The sequence below is a fragment of the Streptomyces sp. NPDC006259 genome (genome assembly GCF_042870975.1).
Lineage (GTDB): Bacteria > Actinomycetota > Actinomycetes > Streptomycetales > Streptomycetaceae > Streptomyces.
Map to the genome: position 1 here is coordinate 729188 of NZ_JBIAHY010000003.1, position 20249 is coordinate 749436.

The 20249-nt window shown below is 74.4% G+C and carries 18 protein-coding genes; 10 read left to right on the plus strand and 8 right to left on the minus strand.

The window, feature by feature from the left end:
- Nucleotides 1-86: 86 nt before the first annotated feature.
- The 3 genes from ACFYO5_RS14620 to ACFYO5_RS14630 are packed head-to-tail and all read left to right on the plus strand — an operon-like array spanning nucleotide 87 to nucleotide 4620.
- Nucleotides 87-3161 (plus strand): AAA family ATPase, encoded by a 3075-nt coding sequence (locus tag ACFYO5_RS14620; protein ID WP_388708459.1) that lies wholly within the window; start codon nucleotides 87-89, stop codon nucleotides 3159-3161.
- Entirely contained in the window at nucleotides 3158-4018 is an 861-nt protein-coding gene (locus ACFYO5_RS14625) for a S8 family serine peptidase (protein WP_356566661.1), read from the plus strand. The genes ACFYO5_RS14620 and ACFYO5_RS14625 overlap by 4 nt, the downstream gene beginning before the upstream one ends.
- Nucleotides 4015-4620, plus strand: a complete 606-nt coding sequence (locus ACFYO5_RS14630) for a GAF domain-containing protein (protein ID WP_356566663.1) — start codon at nucleotides 4015-4017, stop codon at nucleotides 4618-4620. The genes ACFYO5_RS14625 and ACFYO5_RS14630 overlap by 4 nt, the downstream gene beginning before the upstream one ends.
- An 11-nt stretch (nucleotides 4621-4631) precedes the next feature.
- Here the strand turns inward: ACFYO5_RS14630 and ACFYO5_RS14635 are convergent, their stop codons facing one another.
- The 5 genes from ACFYO5_RS14635 to ACFYO5_RS14655 form a co-directional block, all read right to left on the minus strand.
- Nucleotides 4632-5747, minus strand: a complete 1116-nt coding sequence (locus ACFYO5_RS14635; protein ID WP_388708462.1) for a glycosyltransferase — start codon at nucleotides 5745-5747, stop codon at nucleotides 4632-4634.
- Nucleotides 5744-7879, minus strand: coding sequence for a prolyl oligopeptidase family protein (locus tag ACFYO5_RS14640; RefSeq protein ID WP_388708464.1), 2136 nt, complete (start codon nucleotides 7877-7879; stop codon nucleotides 5744-5746). The genes ACFYO5_RS14635 and ACFYO5_RS14640 overlap by 4 nt, the downstream gene beginning before the upstream one ends.
- A gap of 77 nt (nucleotides 7880-7956) precedes the next feature.
- Nucleotides 7957-9408: an MFS transporter gene (locus ACFYO5_RS14645; protein WP_388708466.1), complete on the minus strand. Its 1452-nt coding sequence runs from the start codon at nucleotides 9406-9408 to the stop codon at nucleotides 7957-7959.
- Nucleotides 9405-10601: a radical SAM protein gene (locus ACFYO5_RS14650; RefSeq protein WP_356566671.1), complete on the minus strand. Its 1197-nt coding sequence runs from the start codon at nucleotides 10599-10601 to the stop codon at nucleotides 9405-9407. The genes ACFYO5_RS14645 and ACFYO5_RS14650 overlap by 4 nt, the downstream gene beginning before the upstream one ends.
- A 114-nt stretch (nucleotides 10602-10715) precedes the next feature.
- Nucleotides 10716-10973, minus strand: coding sequence for a hypothetical protein (locus ACFYO5_RS14655; RefSeq protein WP_356566673.1), 258 nt, complete (start codon nucleotides 10971-10973; stop codon nucleotides 10716-10718).
- Nucleotides 10974-11229: 256 nt separating this feature from the next.
- Here ACFYO5_RS14655 and ACFYO5_RS14660 point away from each other — a divergent pair, with 256 nt between their 5' ends.
- The 5 genes from ACFYO5_RS14660 to ACFYO5_RS14680 all read left to right on the plus strand — a co-directional run bounded on the left by ACFYO5_RS14660 (nucleotide 11230) and on the right by ACFYO5_RS14680 (nucleotide 16040).
- Nucleotides 11230-12477, plus strand: a complete 1248-nt coding sequence (locus ACFYO5_RS14660; RefSeq protein ID WP_388708469.1) for a cytochrome P450 — start codon at nucleotides 11230-11232, stop codon at nucleotides 12475-12477.
- Nucleotides 12478-13069: 592 nt separating this feature from the next.
- Nucleotides 13070-13441 carry a hypothetical protein gene (locus tag ACFYO5_RS14665; RefSeq protein ID WP_388708471.1) on the plus strand — a complete coding sequence of 124 codons (372 nt, stop codon included), beginning with the start codon at nucleotides 13070-13072 and terminating at the stop codon, nucleotides 13439-13441.
- A gap of 11 nt (nucleotides 13442-13452) precedes the next feature.
- Nucleotides 13453-15036 carry a peptidoglycan-binding protein gene (locus ACFYO5_RS14670; protein ID WP_388708474.1) on the plus strand — a complete coding sequence of 528 codons (1584 nt, stop codon included), beginning with the start codon at nucleotides 13453-13455 and terminating at the stop codon, nucleotides 15034-15036.
- Entirely contained in the window at nucleotides 15008-15559 is a 552-nt protein-coding gene (locus ACFYO5_RS14675) for a protease inhibitor I42 family protein (RefSeq protein ID WP_388708477.1), read from the plus strand. Before ACFYO5_RS14670 ends, ACFYO5_RS14675 begins: the two co-directional genes overlap by 29 nt.
- Nucleotides 15560-15605: 46 nt before the next feature.
- A complete protein-coding gene (locus tag ACFYO5_RS14680; RefSeq protein WP_388708480.1) occupies nucleotides 15606-16040 on the plus strand; it encodes a hypothetical protein in 435 nt (144 codons plus the stop codon).
- Between the two features lie 206 nt (nucleotides 16041-16246).
- Here the strand turns inward: ACFYO5_RS14680 and ACFYO5_RS14685 are convergent, their stop codons facing one another.
- A complete protein-coding gene (locus tag ACFYO5_RS14685; RefSeq protein WP_388708483.1) occupies nucleotides 16247-16957 on the minus strand; it encodes a sugar phosphate nucleotidyltransferase in 711 nt (236 codons plus the stop codon).
- A 140-nt stretch (nucleotides 16958-17097) separates the two neighbouring features.
- On the opposite strand from ACFYO5_RS14685, the gene ACFYO5_RS14690 reads away from it, so the two are divergent.
- On the plus strand, nucleotides 17098-18060 hold the full coding sequence (locus ACFYO5_RS14690; RefSeq protein ID WP_388709251.1) for a hypothetical protein: 963 nt from the start codon (nucleotides 17098-17100) through the stop codon (nucleotides 18058-18060).
- A 70-nt stretch (nucleotides 18061-18130) separates the two neighbouring features.
- On the opposite strand, the gene ACFYO5_RS14695 is transcribed toward ACFYO5_RS14690, so the two are convergent.
- Both ACFYO5_RS14695 and ACFYO5_RS14700 read right to left on the minus strand, forming a co-directional pair.
- Nucleotides 18131-18472: a Rieske (2Fe-2S) protein gene (locus ACFYO5_RS14695; RefSeq protein ID WP_388708485.1), complete on the minus strand. Its 342-nt coding sequence runs from the start codon at nucleotides 18470-18472 to the stop codon at nucleotides 18131-18133.
- Nucleotides 18469-19329: an iron-containing redox enzyme family protein gene (locus tag ACFYO5_RS14700; RefSeq protein WP_388708488.1), complete on the minus strand. Its 861-nt coding sequence runs from the start codon at nucleotides 19327-19329 to the stop codon at nucleotides 18469-18471. Before ACFYO5_RS14700 ends, ACFYO5_RS14695 begins: the two co-directional genes overlap by 4 nt.
- A 128-nt stretch (nucleotides 19330-19457) precedes the next feature.
- Here ACFYO5_RS14700 and ACFYO5_RS14705 point away from each other — a divergent pair, with 128 nt between their 5' ends.
- Nucleotides 19458-20234, plus strand: coding sequence for a thioesterase II family protein (locus tag ACFYO5_RS14705; RefSeq protein ID WP_388708490.1), 777 nt, complete (start codon nucleotides 19458-19460; stop codon nucleotides 20232-20234).
- Nucleotides 20235-20249: the final 15 nt, after the last annotated feature.

Consider the following 20249-nt stretch of genomic DNA (forward strand, 5'->3'; position numbering starts at 1 on the left):
CCGGGACCGCGCGGACGAGGTGCCCACGGTGTCCCGAACCACCGCCGGACGGCGCGGCCTTCTGCCCCCGGTGCGGTTCCGCCTGCGTGACCGCGGCCGCCTCCGACACCGTCGAGGAGCGCCGGGTGGTGACCGTCGTCTTCTGCGACCTCGTCGGGTCGACGGCGCTGTCCGGACGGCTCGACCCGGAGACACTGCGCACCGTGACCCTGCGGTACTTCGCGCTGATGCGGGCCCGGATCGAGGAACACGGCGGCACGGTGGAGAAGTTCATCGGCGACGCGGTGATGGCGGTCTTCGGGATTCCCGCCCGCCACGAGGACGACGCCCGACGGGCCCTGGCCGCCGCCCGCGGGATGATCACCGGCCTCGACGGTCTCAACGCCGAGCTGGAGCGGGCGCACGGGGTGCGGCTCGCCGTGCGTATCGGCGTGAACACCGGCGAGGTCGTGGTGAACGTCGACCCCGCCGCCCGGCAGGCCCTGGCCTCCGGCGAGGTCGTCAACATCGGCGCCCGGCTCGAACAGCACGCCGGCGCGGGCGAGATCCTGATCGGCCCCGCCACGCTGGAGGCCGCCGGCGCCTCCGCGGTCACCGAGTCCGCCGGACCGCTCTCCCTCAAGGGGGTCGACGATCCCGTCCAGGCCCACCGCCTGGTCGCACTGCACGAGGACGACCCGGAGCGGGTACGCCGCTTCGACACCCCGTTCATCGGCCGTGAGCCGGAGCTGGCCGAACTCCGCCTGCTCCTGCGCAGACTGGCGACGGACCCGCGCTCGTACCTGGTGACCGTCTACGGCGAGGCGGGTCTCGGCAAGACGCGCCTGCTGCGGGAGTGGCTGAGGAACTGGCCGGCGCACGGCGAGGGCCGGTGCCGTCCGTACGGCGAGACCGGCACCCTCGCACCGCTCGCCGACGCGGTACGCCAGGTGCTCGCGGCCCTCGGGGAGGACACGGCGCTCGCGGGACTGCCGGACCACGAACGGGCCGAGGCGGAGCAGGCGTTGCGCCTGCTGCGGACCGGCCTGCTCGCGGACGGTACGCCCAGCCCCTCGACGGACGACACCCTCATGGCGCTCGCCTGCCTGCTCGACGGGCTCTCCCGGGAGCGCCCCGTGGTGCTCGTGCTGGACGACTGCCACTGGGCGTCCGCGCCCCTGCTCGACCTCGCCGGCCGGCTGCTGGACGAGCTGGACCGCTCCCCGGTCGCCCTGGTGTGCGCCGCGCGTCCCGAACTGCTGGAGACCCATCCGGGCTGGGGCAGCGGACGGATGCGTTCCGCGTCGCTCATGCTCACGCCGCTCAGCCGGGAGGAGGCCGCCGCTCTCGCCGGTGAGCTGGTCGAGGTGGCGGCCCACCGGCAGGGGGTGCTGGAGGCCACTCTCGACCGTGCCGAGGGCAATCCGCTGTACCTGGAGCACCTGACAGCGATGGCGGCCGAGTGCGACGACCTGCCGCTCACCGTGCACGCGCTGCTCGGCGCCCGCATCGACGCACTGCCGTCCGAGGAACGGACCCTGCTCCAGCTGGCCGCCGTCCTGGGACGCGAGTTCCGCCGCGCCGACCTGACCGCACTGGCCACCGCGGGTGAACGAGGAGGCTCCGCGGAGTCCGCCGCCGGTCCGCTGCGCGGCCTCGTGCGACGGCGCCTCATCGAGTCCGACGGCCGTACCCTGGCCGCCGGCTCCGCGCTCCGGTTCGGCAGCGCCCTGGTGCAGGAGATCGCCTACCGCGGGATGGCCAAGAAGGTGCGGGCCCGCCGTCACGAGCACGCCGCCGGGGTCCTCGTCCGGCACGAGGCGGGTGACGCGGCCGTCGGCACCCACCTGGCCCGCGCCCACCGTCTGCTCGCCGAACTGGGAATGCGCGACGACGACACCGACGTCCTGCGGGCCCGCGCCGCCGGTCTGCTCACCCGCGCCGGCACGGCCGCCCTGGCACGCTCCGACCTGCCGTGGGCCGACGACCTCCTCACCCAGGCCCTGGACCTGGCCGCCGCCGGCGAGCCCGCCGCGGTCGAGGCCGCCCGCCGCCTCGGCGAGACGAAGGTCGCCCGCGGCGAGCCGGTGCGCGGCCGGGAACTGCTGGCAGGCGCGCTCGACACGGCGGACCGGGCCGGTGACCGGCTGGCCGCCGCCCATGCCCGGCTCGCGCTGACCGCACTCGACCCCCGGCACGGATCCGCGGCCGAGGTCGCCGAGGCCGCCCTCGCCCTCTTCACGGTGGTGGGCGACGACCAGGGCATCGCCCGTGCCTGCGTCCGCATCGCCCAGGACCGCCAACGACGCGGACGGCACGCCGAGGCCGAGGCCCTGCTGAGCCGGGCCCTCGACCACGCCGACCGTGCCGACGCCGAACCCGAACGGGCCCTGGCGCTCGGCGCGGCCGGCATCTCCCTGTGGCGCGGCCCCACCCCGGTCGCGCGGGCGGTCGCGCGCTGCGAGGACCTGCTCGCGGCGCACGGCGCCGGCCGGCCGACCGTCCGGGCCACCCTGGCCTGCCCGCTGGCCGTGCTCCTGGCCCTTGAGGGCCGTCACGGCGAGGCACGCGAGCGGCTGGCCGAGGCGGCGCGGCTGGCCGGCGGTCTCGGCTACGCCGAGAGCGCGCTGTTCGTCCCGCTGTTCGCCGCCGAGGTGGAGGCCCTGACGGGTACGCCGGAGCGCAGACTCGCCCTGCTGGCCGAGGCCGCCCGCGCCGGCCGTGAACTCGGCGCCACGGGCGCGCTGCCCGGCATCGCCCGCGAGCGGGCCCGGATCCTGCTGGAGCGGGGGGAGCCGGCGGAAGCGCTGGCCCTGCCGGATCCCCAGGAGGCCGGCCTGCCCCCGGCGGAGTCCGCCGACGCGGACGGGCTGCGCGCACGCGCCCTCGCGCTCGCCGGGGAGGAGACCGCCGCGCACGCCTGCGCGGACCGGGCGACCGCCGCGGCCGGGGACACGGACTCCCCGGTCGTCCGCGGCACCGCGGCCCTCGACCGCGCCCACACGCTGCGGACGCTGGCCCGGCCCGGCGACGCGGAGCGGGAGGCACGCACGGCGCAGCGGCACTTCGCCGCCAAGGGCCACAGGATCGGCGCGGACCGCGCGGCCGCGTTCGCCGAGGACAGCGCGGCCGCCGCCCGGAACACGGGCGGCCCGGCCGGGCGGGAAGGCGGGACCGTATGACCACCGGGACGGCAGGAGGGCTCACCTGGAGCCTGCGCGACCGTACCCCCGAGGACCTCACCCTGCTCGCCGACACGGTGCCGGCCGTGCCCGCCGACCCCTCGGCGTGGTCGGACGGCGGCGGGGTGCGCGTGTGCGTGGTGGACACCGGGGTGGAGTGCGGTCACCCCTCGGTCGGCCCGGTCCAGGGCTCCTACGAGGTGGCGCCCGCCCCCGACGGGACCCTGCGGGTCGTCGACAGCGGTCCGCTGCCCGACGGCACCGGCGACGCCTGTGGCCACGGAACGGCGTGCGCCGGGATCGTCCGGCGCGTGGCACCGGACTGCGACCTGTACAGCGTGCGGGTGCTGGGCGAGGGCTTCACCGGCAGCGGCGACGCCCTGCTCACCGGGCTGCGCTGGGCGGTGGACCAGGGCTTCGACGTGGTCAACCTCAGCCTGTCCACGACCCGGCCCCAGTTCCTCGAAACCCTGCGCTCCCTGGCCGACCAGGCCTTCTTCAACGGCACCACGCTGGTGGCCTCGGCCCACAACACCCCGGTGGAGAGCTTCCCCTGGCGGTTCTCGTCGGTCATCTCGGTCGGTACGCACCGCGAGGACGACTCCGGACTCTTCCTCTACAACCCCGCACCCCCCGTGGAGTTCTTCGCCCCCGGCCAGAACGTGCAGGTGGCCTGGACGGGCGGCGCGACCATCCGCACCACGGGGAACAGCTTCGCCACCCCCTTCATCAGCGGGATGTGCGCGCGGCTGCTCGGCGGCCGGCCGAAACTGACGCCGTTCCAGATCAAGCACGCTCTCTACCTCTCCGCCGCGAACGTACGCATCGGCGAACCAGGAACCCGAGGTGAATCATGAGCCAGTTCCCCGGCCTCGTCCCCGCCACAGGGGTGGGCCCCGTGACACGGGCCGGCAGCGCCGAGCGCGAGCTGCTGCAGTCCGTCGTCGAGACGGCGCGGGCCATCTTCGGCGCGGCGGCCAGCTCCGTCCTGCTGCACGACCAGGACGCCGACGAGCTGGTCTTCCAGGCGGTGGCCGGGGAGGGCGCCGATTCCCTCGTGGGTTCGCGGTTCCCGGCCGGCCGGGGGCTGGCGGGCTGGGTGCTCGTCTCGGGCGAGCCGATGGTCGCCGACGACCTGAGGAGACAGGGCATGTTCGCCCGGGACGTCGCGGAGTCGACGGGGTACGTGCCGGACGCGCTGATGGCTGCGCCGCTCGCCCACCGCGACCGGGTGCTCGGGGTCCTCGAAGTCCTCGATCCCGTCCCGCAGTCCCGCTCCAGCCTCTCCGAACTGGACCTGCTCGCACTCTTCGCCCGGCAGGCCGCGGCGGCCCTCGCGGTCGTCACCGAACGGCGTCGGGAGGAGACACCGTCGGCGGTCCGCGCCCGGAGCCTGGAACTCGTGACCGCGCTGCGGGACGTCCTGCTCGACGGGGCGGCGGCCCCGCACGAAGGGTGAGGGGCCCCTCCTCAGCGTGCGGCCGCTTCCACGGCGTCGGCGGCGCGCGTCTCGCTCTTGCCGTCGGCGAGCAGGCCGCCGACCTCCACCGCGCGCGCACGCACCTCGGGGTCGCGGGCTATGTCGTCCACCGCGGCGCGCAGCTCCCGGGCGCCGGCACCGGGCTCCGGGAACGTGCGGGCGACGCCGGCGCGCAGACAGCCGGCGGCGAGGACCCGCTGCTCCGAGCCGTTGGGGGCGACGAGCAGTGGCTTGCCGTGCAGGAGCGCGGCGAGCACGGGTGCGGACGTCGCATTGGTCAGGACGAGGTCGGCGCGGTCCACCAGCGGACCCATCCAGGGGCGGCGCCCCACGATCAGGTCGGCGCCCGCGGCGGCCTCGGGCGCGGCCGAGCGTCCCAGTTCCACGACGCCCCGGTGCGTGCCCGAGGTGAAGGCCGCGTTGAGGCGCGGCCACAGGCTGGTGCCGCCGAACGTACGGCCCAGATGGACGTACGCCAGGGGCTTGTCACCCGGCAGCGGTTCCGCGGCCGGCGGTTCCGGCTCCCACCAGCAGGGGCCGACATGCCGTACGGCCGGGGGCAGTTCGGCGTCGGGCACCTCCATGACGGGGTGTCCGCGCAGCAGGAAGGCGGTGCCGAGCAGCGGGGTGTCCGCGAACCGGTCGCGCCGCGGGGCGAGACCGGCCAGTTCGCGGACCGTCCCGTAGTGCTTCAGGGTCTCCGTCAGCCGCCACGCGCGGCCGCACGTGTCCGCCCGCCCGGCGGAGCGGTAGGGCCACAGGTGGGCCGCCAGTCCGAGGACCACCACCGGCACGTCGGCGGCCTCGGCGGCCACCAGCGCACCGTGGCAGAGCACGGAGGTGACCAGCACGTCGGGCCGTAGCCGCCGGACCGCCCGCGCCACCGCGTCGTACTGCCGGTGCCCGCGGACCGTCCAGTGCGCCACCGACAGCGTCGTGCCGTCCGTGACGGCCGACACCCCCAGGCCCGCCGCGGTGACCGCGGGCGCGGCTCCCGGCCCCGCGAGGACGGTGACCGCGTGGGCGCGGCGACGCAGCTCCCGGCCGACCGCGAGCGCCGGGTACAGGTAACCCGGGTCGTTCAGCGGACACAGCAGCACCCTCATGCCGGGCCGCCCCCCGTCATGTCGAGGTCCAGGTGGTGGGCGAAGAAGGCCATCACGTCCGCGTAGAGGCCGGCACTGCGCGACGCCCCGCGGGTGCCGTGGCCGACGCCGCGCTCGGTGCGCAGCACGACCGGCCCGTCACCCGTGCCGGCCCACTGCAGGGCGGCGCACATCTTGCGGGCGTGCGCGGGGTCGACGCGCGTGTCGCCGTCGAACACGGCCAGCAGGACGGCCGGGTAGCGCGTGCCCTCCCGTACTTGGTGGTAGGGGGAGTAGGCGAGCAGCCGCGCGAACTCGACGGGGTCCCGCGCGCTGCCGTACTCGTCGCGCCAGCTCGCGCCCATCCCCGACAGCTCGTAGCGGACCATGTCGAGCAGGGGTGCCGCGCACACGACGGCCGCGTACGTCCGCGGCCGGCGGGTCAGCGCGGTGGCGGCCAGCAGGCCGCCGTTGGAGCTGCCGAGGACGCCGAGCCGGCCCGGCGCGGCCCATCCGGCGCGGAGCAGATGGTCGGCGGCGGCGTCGAAGTCGTCGAAGGTGTTGTGCTTGTGCTCACGGCGGCCGGCCCGGTGCCACGCCTCGCCCTCCTCGCCGCCACCGCGCACACAGGCCACCGCGTACACGCCGCCCGCCCGCACCCAGGGCACGGCCTGCGGGGTGAAGCCGGGGGTCATCGAGGCGCCGAAGCCGCCGTAGCCGGTGAGGACGGCAGGCCTGGGCCGGTCGGGACGGCCCGTGGGGGACATCACGAACAGGCGCACCTCGGTGCCGTCGGGGGACCGCGCGACCTCCTGGGTGACGCTCACGCCCTCGGCCGCGGGCACGGCGGGCGGACCGTCCGGCCAGGGGCGCAGCCGCCCGGTGACGGCGTCGTAGTGCAGGACGACGGTGGGCGTCACATGGTCGGTGTACGCGAACCACGCCTCATGGCCGCCCTCCTGGCGAACCGTCAGTCGAGTGACCGTCCCCTGTCCGGGAAGGCGCACGAGGCCGGCCGGGGCGCCGGTCCGGGCATCGTGCAGGGTCACCTCGCCGACCGCGTGCCGGGTCCGTACGACCACCAGCAGCGGCCGGTCCAGCGCCGGGCCGTCCAGGACCGCGAAGTCCTGCAGCACGGTGTCCGGCCGCTCGCCGACCAGGGTGCGCCACCGGTCCGGGCCCGTGGCGTCGCGAGGGGCCGCGGCGATCCGGCCGCGCGGGGCACCGGCGGTCGTCCGGAGCAGCAGCGGCCCGCCGCCCGGCCGCAGGCGGACGACGGTGCGCGCGTCGGCGCCGTGCGGGAGGCGGCGCAGGCCGGGCCGGTCCGGAGCGGCCCGGGTCAGGTCGGCGGTCCACAGCTCGTTGCGCGGCGCGGTGCCCTCACTGGCACCGACGACCAGGAGCCGGCCGTCGGGCGACGTGGCCACGGTGTAGTACTGGGTCTCCGGCCGGCCGGCGCCGAAGATCTCCGTGTCGCGGTCGGCCGGGGCGCCGACCTCGTGCAGATACACGCGGCGGTGGCGGCCCGCCCCGCCGGGAACCCGCCCCGGCGGCAGCCGGCGCACGTAGTAGAAGGCCCGGCCGCCCGGCAGCCACGCCACCGGGGAACGGCGGACCCGGTCCACCGGCCCGTCCACCGTCTCGCCGGTCGCCGTGGACAGGACACGCAGCACCGAGTGCTCCGTACCGCCCGAGGAGAGCTGTACGGCCACCAGGTCGCCCTCCCACGACGGCTCCCAGGCGTCGAGCACCGTGGTTCCCGCCGGGTCGGCCTCCAGCGGGTCGAGGAGCACGCGGGTCCGGCCGTCCTCCCGGACGGCGAGCACCGCGAGTTCACGCCCCGCCTCCCTGCGCAGGTGGAACTCCCGCCCGCCGCGCGGCACCGGCGGGCCGCTGCCACCGCCCGCGAGCAGCGCCGCCATCCGCCCGCGCAGCGCCTCCCGGCCCCGCCAGCGCGCCGCTTCCCCCGCGTAGAGCAGGTCCTGGGCGGCGCACCACGCGGCGGTCGCCGGGTCCCCCGGATCCTCCAGCCAGCGGTAGGGATCCCTCACCGGCCGTCCGTGCACGATCTCCACCGGTCCGCTGCGGGGGGCGGCCGGGTAGGGGGGCCGGGGCGGCGTGGGCCCGGCGTCGCGGGGCGGGGACACGGTCATCGCGGCGCTCCAGGGATGACGAACGGATCGGGCGCGGGACGGGGACGGGCCGGGGACGGGCCGGGGACGGGCCGGGGTCAGGGACCGCCGGTGCCCGGACGTGGCACCGGAGCCGGGACCAGCCCCACCGGCCCCACCCGCCCGGCGCCGTCCGGGGCCGCCGGCCCGGCCTGCGGCTCGTCCGCAGTCCGCTCGGCACGGCTCGCCCCGGCGGGGGAGGGGACGCCGCCCTCGTCGGCAGCGTCGGCGTCCTTGTCGCTGTCGCTGTCGCTGTCGCTGTCGTTGCCGGCGTCGGCGTCGGCGTCGTTGTCGTCCAGGCTGGTCTCCCGCAGCAGCGGCACCGACGACACCACCGTGACCACCGCCGCCGTACAGGCGAGGAGCAGCCATGTGCGGCTCGCCCCCACGGAGTCCACGAAGAAGCCCGCCAGGACCGGTCCGAGGGAGGCGAGACCGGCCATCAGCAGCCCCGTCGCCGTGCTGACCCTGCCCAGCAGGTCGCGCGGGGCGAGCACGAGTATCGCGCGGCCGACCACGATGCCCGCCGGCGGACTGAAGAAGACGACCACGACCAGCACCGGGCCGATCGTCCAGGGGTCCGTGGTCCACGAGAAGACGGCGAGACCGAGCGCCCACACCGCGCCGATGAGGAGGAACAGCCGGGCGGCGGAGATCCTCTTGATCAGCCAGGCCGCCGAGGCCGCGCCCAGCATCGCCCCGACGCCCGCGCAGCCCATCACCGCGCCGATCACCGTCCCGCCGGCGCCGCTCTGCCGCAGGGAGACGACCATCGTCGTCTGCGCCGCCGCCGAGACGACGTTGATGCCCGCGGCGAAGAGCAGCGCGGCCGGCAGCGCCCGCTGGCGCGCGAGCCAGCGCAGCCCGGCCGTGAGCCGGTTGTCGCGCTCGGCGTCCGCGGCCTCCCGCGGGGGCCGGGTGCCGATCCGCAGCAGCAGCACGGCCGACACCCCGTAGGAGAGCGCGTCGGCCGCGAACGGCAGGATCGGGTCCACGGTGAACAGCCAGCCGCCGAGGAAGGGGCCGATCAGCGAACTCGACGCCATGGCCGCCTGGCTGCGGCTCAGCGCGTCGGTGAGGTCCTTGCGCGGCACCACGTCGCGCACGGCGATCGTGGCCGCGGGGGCGAAGAGCGCGGTGGCCGCGCCCTCCACCGCGGCCACGCAGAGCAGCTGGGCCTGGCCCAGCTCACCCAGTTCCGCCACCAGGGGGATGCTGGACAGCGCCACCAGCCGCACCAGGTCGGCCCCGACCATGACGGTCCGCCGGTCGAGGCGGTCGGCGAGATGGCCCGCGGGCAGTCGCAGCAGGGTCCTGGTCACCAGCGACAGGGTCGCGACCGTACCGGCCTGGGCGGCGCTGCCGCCGATGGACAGGACGAGCAGCGGGAAGGCCAGCAGCGACAGCTGGGATCCGAGGGTGGACAGCGTCGAACTGAGCCAGTAGCGACGGAAGTCGGGGTTCGTGCGCAGAATGCGGGAACCCTTCGCCCCGGCCGTCCGGCCTCTCATCCCAGCCGTCCGACCGCGTCGAGGCAGTCCAGTACGCCTGCGTCCACCCGGTCCTGGAAGACGGCGCGGACGGCCGCCTCCTCGTCGTATCGGTAGTGGTCGTGGCAGCTGACCCAGCGGCCCTCCGTCTGCTCGGCGGGCAGATAGCCGTCGGCGACGGTGCCGACCTCCATGCCGGGCTTGCCGGCGGTCTCCCAGCAACTGGCGAGGACCCCGTCGGCGTTGATGACCGCGCCGTAGCGGCCGTCGGTGAAGGAGCAGGCCTGGCAGGGGACGTGGGCGCGGGGACGGGTCACCGTGAAGCCCAGTTCCAGCGCTCGGGCGTGCCAGCGGACGAACTCCTCGACGAGGCCGTCCTCGTGCAGCAGGTTGTTCGCGTAACCGACGCCGACGTCGCCGACCCGGGCGAAGTGGATGCCGCAGCGGGCCGGATCCAGCCGGGCGCCGAGGTGTTCCACCAGCGCGTCCACGCCGTGCCGGTTCAGGTGCGAGACGTTGACCCGCAGCATCCAGCGCAGGGACGTCTTCTCGATGGCGCGCGCGATGTTGGCGACGATGACGTCGAACGTGCCGCCTCCGGAGCGCCTGACCCGGATGGAGTCGTGGTCGGCCCGGTCGCCGTCGAAGGTGACCTGCACGGAGCCGAGACCCGCCGCGTTGAGTTCCTTGGCGATCAGCGGGGTGAGCAGGGTGCCGTTGGACGTCATCGACGCGGTGAGGGATCCCAGTTCCCCCGCCCGCGTGAGCAGGTCGCGGCAGCCCCGCGGGTTGAGCAGCGGCTCGCCGCCGAACAGCAGCAGCGACAGCCGGTCCAGCCCCGCCGCGTCCATGCGCTCGCGGGTGAAGTCCAGGACCTGCCCGACCGCTTCGGGGGTCAGCCGGGCGTGGCTGATCCGCGGCGGCCGGCTGCCGCCCTTGGGGTCCTGCGCGGTGTTCTGGAAGCAGTAGCCGCAGCCGAGGTTGCAGTCCGTGCTGGTCAGCACGGTGAGCGAGTACGAGGTGTAGGGCCGGACGTCGTAGAGACCCGCCTCGCGCAGATAGCGTTCGGCCGACGGCCGCAGGGTGCCGTCCGGTTCCACCTGGCCGGGCCGCATCAGCGCGTATCCGCCGGCGCCCAGGAACCACCACCCCCGGTCGGCGCGGATCAGACGTGCTCCGGCGGAGGGGACGGCGACGGACTGCGTACCGGACACGGCAACCTCCGGGTCGGGGGGATGGCAGGACGGGGGAGGGGCGGTCGGCGCGGACCCCGGCCGCGACGGCGTCGTGCGCCGCCGCGGCCGGGAGGACCGGCCGGTCGGACCGGATCAGGCGTTGTGCTCCTGGTGGACGCCGCACCAGGGGGTGTCCTCGCCCTCCTCGGAGTGGGCGACGACCTCCGGCTCGTCGACCGACTCCTGGTGCACACCGCACCAGGCGACGTTGTCCGCGGTGTGCGCGACCACCTCGGGCTCGTCGACCGACTCCTGGTGGATTCCGCACCAGGCGACGTTGCTCGCGGCGTGCGCGACCACCTCGGGGGTCTCCTCCGCGGGGGTCTCCTGGGGCTCGACGTTCTCGGCCATGCTGGTCCTCCATACGACGGGCGATCGGGACGACGGACGACGGCGGTGCGCCGACCGCCAGGAAGCTAGGAGCAGGCGGTTCGGCACCGGTTCGGCACCGGTTGCCCCGCGCTGAATCCGCCCGGTGGACGTGCCGGCGGGCCGGCCCGGCGGGGGCGCGGACATACCGGAATCGCGTCGGGCGCGAACCGGCGGGCAACCGGCCGTCCCTACGGTGGCCGCCGCACAGTCCGCGACCGCGAGAGGACGACCGCGCATGGACACCGAACCCGCCGTCAGGACCGGCGCGCCCGCGCCGGCCGGGGAACAGCGGCTGCCGGAGCCGCTCGGGGCCGAGTTCCTGGCCCGGCCGGACAGGACGCTCGCCGCGTTCCGGGAGACCTGTCCGGTGGCGCGGGTCAGGACGCCGGCCGGACGGCCGGCGTGGCTGGTGACCCGTGCAGAGGACGTGCGGGCCGGATTCCTGGACCCCCGGCTCTCGCTGAGCGGCGGTCGCGTTCCGGATCCCGGCGTGCGCCGACGCGCACTCGACGTGACGCTGGTCAACTACGACCCGCCCGACCACACGCGGATCCGCCGCCTGGCGACCCCGGCCCTGACCCCGGCGCGCATGGCCGCCCACCGTGAGCGGATCGAGCGCGCCGCGGACGAACTCCTCGACGCGGCCGACGCGGCCCGCGGCCAGGGCCCGGTCGAGCTGATGGACGCCTTCGCGCGCCCCTTCGCCTTCCGGTCGCTGTGCGAGGTCTTCGCGGTGCCGGAGGAGGAGCGGGCCGCACTCTACGAGCCCGTGGCCCGCCTCGCGGACAAGGCGAAGTGCACCGCCGGCGCGATCGAGGAGAGCGTCGCCCGGATCGACGCCTTCGTCCGCGAGACGATGGCCCTCCGCGTCACCGCCCCTGGTGACGACGTCGTCTCCCGCGTGCTCGTGGCCTGGCGGGAGCAGGGCGGCGCGACCGAGGACGAGGTGGCCTCCCTGCTGGCGATGCTGCTGCTGGCCGGCTTCGACAGCACGGTGCAGGCGATCGGGATGAGCGTGGTGGCACTGCTGGGCCACCCGCGGGCGCGGAACTCCCTGCGGGACGAGCCGTCGCGGATCCCGCGCGCGGTGGACGAGTTGCTGCGCTGGGACACCCCCGGCCCCTTCAGCACCAAGCGGGTGGCTCTGGAGGACATCCGGTTCGGGGACACGGTCGTTCCGGCGGGCAGCGGCGTCCTGCTGGCCGTCGCGGCGGCCAACCACGACCCCCGCTGCCACGCCGACCCCGGGACGCTGGACCCGGGCCGCAGCACCGCGAGCCGCCACCTGAGCTTCGGCCTGGGCCCGCACTACTGCCCCGGATCGGCGCTGGCCCGCCTGGAACTCACCGTGGCCCTGACCGCCGTCCTCGGCCGCTGGCACCGGCTGACACCGGCGGTCCCGCTGGACGAACTCGTCTGGGGCGGCGGCTACCTGCACCGCCGCCTGGCCGCCCTGCCGGTCCTGCCGGGGGGACCGGCGTAGGGCGTGCGGGTGTGGGGCGGGCCCGCGTAGGGCGTGCGGGTGTGGGGCGGGCCCGCGTAGGGCGTGCGGGTGTGGGGCGGGCCCGCGTAGGGCGTGCGGGTGTGGGGCGGGCCCGCGTTGGGCGGACGGTGTTGGGCGGACGGGCGTAGGGCGGAGGGGTGTGCGGCGGAGGGGCGTGGGGCGGGCCGATGTGGAGCGGAGGGGTGTGGGGCGGGCCGGCGTAGGGCGTGCGGATGTGGGGCGGGCCCGCGAAGGGCGGGCCGGTGTGGGGCGGACGGGTCCTGGGGCGGACCGGTGTGGGGCGGAGGGGGCGTGGGGTGGGCCCCTGTTGGGCGGATCGGCGTGGGGCGCGCGGGTATGGGCCGCAGACGCATCGGGCCGCAGACGCATCGGGCCGGAGACGCATCGGACGCCCTTCGGCAACCCGGAACGCACGCACGCACGCACGCACGCACGCCCGCACGCACGCCCGTGCGTGCCGTGGGCGGGTGGTGTGGAGGAGGTGCGTGCGGCTGACGGAGTGTGATCTTGGTCCGAACGGTGCGTGTTAGCCTGCCCGCGGTCACGATCGAACGCGTACGGGGGAGACACGGTGGGCTCGGACGGCTACCAGGTCAAGGCAGGTATGACCGGACAGGCCCAGCAACTCGACGACGCCGGCACGGACATGGACGGCGTCGGCTCGGCCGTCAAGTCCCGCACGAGCTACTCGTACGCCGAAGTCGGCGGCGACGACGCCGCGTCGGCGCTGAACGCGTTCGTCAAGGCCTGGGAGGCGGAGGCCAAGACACTGGCGTCGGCCCTGCACGAACTCGGTGGCAAGGTGCAGTTGGCCAAGAAGACCTACCACGGCACCGACGGCCTGGTGGAGACGGGCGTGGGCGGCGTCTCCGTCGGCGGCACGAGCAGCCTCACCGACACATCGACGCAGGGCGGACGCGTCTCGGCCCTGTCGGGTTACTGAGGAACCGGCCGGTGTCGTTCTTCTCCTCCCCCCTCGACTCGCCTACCTTCCGCCTCACATGGCTCGCCGGGCTGTCCAAGAAGATGCTCGGTGCCGGAAGCAAGAACGAACTCCTCGACCTGATCGACAACGCCCTCTCGGTGCCCGGACCGGGCGGCGACCAGGCCCTGCTGGAGGGTCTGGCAAGGCTGTACCGCGGCCAGGTCGACCAGGTCGGCAGCATCTTCGACCAGGTCGACCGGGTGGGCCGCAAGGGTCTTCCGGAGGTCTGGGTCGGTGACACCGCCGTTCTCGCCTCCGAGGTGGTGAACGCCGCCGGCCGGTCCGTGACCCAGATGAGCGAGGCCTTCCTGGGTTCCGCGTCGGTGCTGCTGACGCTGGCCGACGCGATCGCCGCCGCGCAGCGCAAGGACGAGCAGGGCCGCGGACAACTGCTGGAGCAGAAGAAGACCCTCGGCGGCAAGGACGGGTTCTTCGACGACCTCCACGAGAACGACGAGGAGGAGTGGGACCGCCAGAACGCCGCCCACTTCGGCTCCTCCGCGGTCGACCTGATGCACACGGCCGTCTCCGACGCGCAGGAGGCCACCCGCGTCGCGGCCCGGGACCTGAACAAGTGGGCCGCCGAGGCACGGGCCGGAAAGCTGGAGACCAGCGAACTCACCGCCGTCGACAAGCTGATGCTCGCCGACACCGGCGTCGCGGGCGCCGACACCGAGCTGAACGAGATCCTCACGGCCGACGACCTGGCGCGCGCGTCGACGCGCATGGACCTGCTGAGCCTCGACGACGAGACGGCCATGGAGCGGATGCTGGCGAAGTCGGACAGCCCGCAGGAGCGGGCCTACCTGATGAAGGCTTTGGCCGCCGGCCACGGTGTCGCCGAGATCGAGACGTTCCAGAACAAGATCCACGGCAAGGACCCCGACTGGCTGCGCCGGCACCTCACCCCGGTGGTCACCGCCGCGGACAGCATGGAGGACGAGGGCCTGGCGCCGGACGGCTCCAACAACAACAAGGACTACGCCACCTTCGACGGCCAGCGGTGGGTCCAGGGCGGCGACGGCTCCGAGGGCACGTGCGTGGCCTCGTCCACCGTCACGTCCCGCGCCATGGTCGACCCGCTCTACGCGCTCGACCTCACCGGCGGCCCCGACGGGCAGCAGGACGACCCCAACGCCTTCAAGCAGCGCCTGGTGGCCGAACAGCACCGGCTGCACACCGAGGGCGAAGGCGGCGAGAACTGGGGCGGCATGGGACCCGAGGGGCAGGAGCGGATCAACGACACCGCCGTCGGCAGCGCCACCGGCAGTGACTACGAGCGCCAGGACCTGAACAGCGACGCCGACCGCAGGGCGGTCCTCACCGAGGTCGAGAGGTCGGTGGCGCAGGGGCATCCGGTGCCCGTCGACGTGTCGGGCCAGAAGGGCGCGCACGCCATGACGATCATCGCCCAGGAGGGTGACATGCTCCAGGTGTACAACCCCTGGGGCTCGACCACCTGGGTCAGCGAGGACGACTTCATCAACGGCCACATGGGCAAGGCTTCCAAGAGTGATCTCCCCAATGCGTACAGCGTCTATCTTCCGCGGTAGCAGGGGCGGTGCCGCGATCGCGGCGGCCGCGCTCCTCGCTCTCGCCACGGGCTGCGGCCCGGACACCGACGCATCGGCCGACGGCTCCGCGAACACCGCGAGCCGTGCCACGAGCACCGCGAGCGGCCCGACGAACCACCCGCTGGAGGACACCAGCATCACCGCCCGGCCGGGCGAGCGCTTCACCCTCACCGTCGACCAGAACGACTCGACCCGCGAGTACTGGTACCTGGTCGACCCCGGGCCCGACCGTTCGGTGCTGGTCAGCCGCGGCCAGGAGCACGCGTCGGACTCCGGCGGCGAACCGCTGCCCGGTGCCGGCCGCGAACTCATCTTCACCTTCGAGGCCAAGGGCAGGGGGACCACCCGGTTCACGCTGCTGCACTGCACGTTCACCACCTGCGAGGGGAACACCTCCACCCGGCCCCCCGAGACGACCGGCCCCGCCGCCACCCCGACCGCGAGCGGCGCCCCACCCGCCCAGGCCCCCGAGCGCATCACCTACACCGTCACCGTCGACTGAGCCGCAGCGGACCAGTCGGATGAGACGAGACACCCGAGGCCCCGCCATGAACGACGCCGCCCCGCACCCGCCCGCCCGCACGGACGACGAGCTGGCCCGGCTCGACGTCACCGTCCTGCTGCGATACGGCCTTACCGCCGAGCCCGGCCCCCGGCGCACCGCCCTGTTCGGCGACGGCGCCGCGGCCGCGGCCGTCGTCCTCGACCGCCTCGGCACCGAACCGCGCTCGGTCGCCTTCCTCGCCGACACCGTGCGCGCCGGCGGACTCACCCACGCCGCGGAGCTGCCCGAGCCCCTGCCCCGCCGCGAGGCGGCCGACCTCGTACGGGAGTGGCTGCGGGCCGGCACCGAACTCGTGGGCGGGATCGCCGCCGACGACACGGCGGCCACCTGGCTGCGCGCCGTCGCGACCGTCATCGAAGTGAAGCAGCTGACCCGCCTTCGCTCCCACCCGCCGTCCGGCCCCCCGGAGCCATGGTGACCACGCCTGTCCTCGGGAGGCGCCGATCGAGCCGACGCCGCCGTCGTCCGCGAGGCCTGAGACGTGCCGGGCACGGGTGAGGACGGCCGGCGGCCGAGGGGCCCGGCGCTCCACCCCCTGTCATCGGTCGCGGGCGAAGGGGGCGGTGTGCCGGTCCTCGGCCGCCGGCCGGCATGCGCGGTCGCCCCACGCGGAGCGCGCGTGGCTCAGTTGCCCAGCAGCATGTCCCGGTAGGCCGGGAACTCGTTGTTGGCGCGGTCGTACTCCTCGGGGCGGCCGATGTCCATCCAGTAGCCGTCGAACTCGTACGACGTCGGGGGCGTGCCGCGCTCCAGGAGGTCGAGGACCAACTCGTCGAAACCCAGCGGGAGGCCGGGGGTGTACGGGTCGAGCGTCGCCCGGCTGAGCCCGTAGACCCCCATCGACACCTGGTAGGCCAGCTGAGGCTTCTCCCGGAACCCCGTGACCCGGCCGTCGGTGGTCGTCAGCACCCCGAAGTCGATGCTGACCTGGCGAGCGTGGGTGGCGATGGTCAACGGTGCGTTCCCGGCGCGGTGGGTCGTCAGGACCGCCCGGTAGTCCAGCGAGGTGAGGACGTCGCCGTTCATGACGAGGAAGTGCTCCGGAAGCCGGTCCTTCATCATCACGAGGGGGCCGAGCGTGCCGAGCGGACTCTCCTCGACCGCGTACTGGACGTCCAGCCCCCACTGGGTGCCGTCGCCGACGTAGGCGCGGATGATGTGGCCCAGGTGCCCGATGGCGAGGGTGACCTCGCTGAATCCCGACGCGGCCAGCTGGCGCATCACGATCTCCAGGATCGCGTGCTGGTCGCCGATGGGGACGAGCGGCTTGGGCAGGGCCGTGGTGTACGGCCGGAGCCTGATGCCTTTGCCGCCGGCCATGATGAAAGCGTGCACGTTCAGGTCCCTTCAGATGGGGGCGTGTCTCTGAGCTGACTGGGGGCGACGGGAGGGCCTCCGGCTAGGGGGAGGCCTACGTCGAAAGGCACTTAGAGTGGGTGCGTCGCCGCGGTTCCGTCGTGAGTAATGAGGTTCTGTTGTTCCCCTACACCGGCTCCGGTCCCTACTGCTTCTCCGATTCGCTCTCGATGGCTCTGGGCTCGGACTCGCCGGGTTCGGGGGTGCTGGAGGTGCTCACCGGGTCACCCTTCGGATTCCAGCTCATCAACGGGACCCTGCCGTTCTTCGATCCGTTCGGCTGGGATCCGGAGACCGGGCTCACCGCGGCGCTCGACCTGCTCGGCTTCGCGTGCCTGCGCAGTGACGGCGACACGGCCGCCGACGCGGAGCACCGGCTGCGGGAAGCGGCGGCCGAAGGGCCCGTCCTGGTGGGCCCGTTGGAGATGGGCCTGCTGTGGCAGGAGCCCGGCTCCGGCACCGCGGTCGGCGCCGACCACTACGTTCTGGTCGTGGAGGTCGACGCGGACACCGTCGTCTTCCACGATCCGCACGGCCACCCGTGGGCGACACTGCCGATGTCCGACTTCCTGACGGCATGGCGCGCCGAGGAGATCGACTACGTGGAAAGGCCGTTCGTCCTGCGCTCCCGGTTCACCCAGATCCGCGACACCACCGCGGCGCAGGCGCTGCGCGCCTCGCTGCCGGGTGCCGTGCGCCTGCTGGAGGCGTGCGAGAGCGGGGTCCCCGCAGGGATGTCCCCCGAGTCGCTCGGCGGCGGGGCCGGTCTGGAGCGGCTCGCCGATCTGGTGGCCCAGGGGCTCGACGAGGACATCCGGGGCATGATGGCGCGGTTCTCCGTGCGGGCCGGGACGCGGCGGCTGTCCGACGCGGCCGTCTGCCTGGCGGGGCTGGGACACGCCGGCCCGGCCGAGGTGCTGACCCGGCAGGCCCGGATCCTCGGGGCCCTGCAGCTCCCGCTGATCACGGAGGACGACGCCGCCCTCGAGGCGGGGTTGCGGCGACTCGCCCCGACCTACACGGAACTCCGTGAGGCACTCGCCAAGGAACTGGCCGCGGAGGGCGAGGCCCGGAGGGGCTGACCGGCCTCCGGCCGGGCGGGGCATGCGGGCCGAACCCCCACCGGCCGGCCGGGCGGTGGAGGCCGGGGCCTCACTCGGCGTCGGCATCGGGGCCCCGTTCCAGCAACCGCAGCCGGTCCTGAGAGGGGAGCGGCTCGCCGGCTTCGAGTTCCGCGACGATCCGCAGCGCGTCGCAGGCCGGGCCGGCCACGCGGCGGCCGTCCTCCAGGGCGAAGGACGAGTGGTGCAGGGGGCAGCGGATCTGCATCCTGCCCTCGTCGAGGTGACCGAAGAGGAGCCGCCCCTGCCGGTGGGGACAGGTGGCCGAGACCAGCAGCCGCCGGCCCCCCATCGCCAGCAGGACGAGGCCCTCGCTCACCTGCCGGGCGGAGGGCGACCCGTCCGGCTCGGGGGCGGCGGTGAGCGCGCTCACGCGGAACCCGCCTTCCGGGCCAGGGAGATCGCGGTCTCGGTCGCGTCGCCGACGATGGCACTGGTCAGCTCGACGCCCGCCCACACCTTCGCCAGGTCGAGTTCGCGGGCCGCGCCCGTCTCCCGGATCGCCACCCGCATCTGCTTGCTGTGGTAGGTGTCGATGTAGAGGTGCTCCGTGTAGTACTTCCCGGAGGTGAGCCCGAGCCGCCGGGCCGCCTGGGCGAAACTGCGGAACCCGTACAGCACGCTGGCCTCGAAGTAGGCGTACCCGCCGAGGAAGTACTCCGGGGAGGGGGCGCGGGAGGCGAGCCAGTGGAACATGTTGACGTACGCGTGGCTCTGCGGGCTGTAACCCTCGCGATACGCCTCCACCTCCGTGGGCATCTCCAGCTCCCGCAGCAGCGCGCGGTACAGCTCCGAGTGCGCCATGTCGTCGTTGCCGCAGCCCAGTTCGTCCACCATCACCCGGAACACCGCCATCCCGGCCCGGTACGGGAGGCGCGGAATCACGGGCAGGAGGTTGAGGGATTCGGTGAGGCCGTCCTTGGCGAATTCGCCGGCCACGACCTTGAACTGGTCGAGTGTCGCCTCCTCGGCGAGGAAACGGTGGTTGTCGGAGGCCGTCATCCCCTCGCGGGACAGGAACGCCGACAGCTCCCGCAGCAGCTCCGTGTGCGAGGCGAACCGCGGGGCGGTCCGGCGGTAGCCCTCGGCGAGCGGATTGATCCAGCGCTCCTCCAGCCGGAGCGTCTCCTCGTACTCGGCCACGGTCGGCACGGTCGTGTAGAGGTCGTAGAGCCGGCTCTGGTCGATCTCGGTGCAGGGAATAGGGACAGGGGACGGGGCGATGGTCATAGGGTGCTCCACAAGTGCGGCTGAGCGGGAAAGTCGCCGGTTGGTAGGGTGAATCCGCTGATCGGACAGGTGGCCGTGCAGCCGTTCCCCGGGGACGGTGCGCTGGTGCGGCCGGAAACGGAGTGGTCGTGGCGCGTCGTCCGGTGCTGGACATGTCCGACCCGTGGTTCCAACGACGTCCCGTCGACCGGCCCCGTCTGCGCCTGGTGTGCTTCCCGCACGCGGGTGGCACCGCCCACAGCTACTTCGGCTGGCCCGCCCGGATGCCGGCCGGTGTCGAGGTGCTGGCCGTGCAGTATCCCGGTCGACAGAATCGATTCGCCGAACCCTGCCTCACGTCCATGACCGAGTTGGCGGACGCGGTCGCCATCGCCCTCAAGGCCTACCTCGGACCTCCCCTGGTGTTCTTCGGACACAGCATGGGCTCCGCCGTCGCGTACGAGGTCGCGGTCCGGCTCCAGCGGGAAGACGGCCACCGCGTGCGGCAGTTGCTGGTCTCCGGCCGAGGCGCGCCCCACCGCAGTCACGCCGGCCGTGGCACCCGGGCGCTGGACGACGACGCTCTCGTCGCCCTGGTGCGCAGGCTCTCCGGAGCCGATGCCGAGGTCTACGACCACCCCGACATGCGGGAGTTGCTGCTGCCCGCGCTCCGCGCGGACTACACGCTGCTGGACGGTTACGACCCGGCCCCACCGCCCGTGCGCCTCGCGGCGCCGGTCACCGCGTACGGCGGCGAGGACGATCCGGCCTGCCCGGTCGCGGAACTGTCCACCTGGGCCGAGGTGACCGAGGCCCACTCCGAGGTCCGGACCTTCCCAGGCGGCCACTTCTACCTGCGCGAACACGAGGCCACGCTGGTGCACCACCTGACGCGGCGGCTGCAGCTGGACGTTCCGGCGGACTGAAGCGGGGCCGGACCG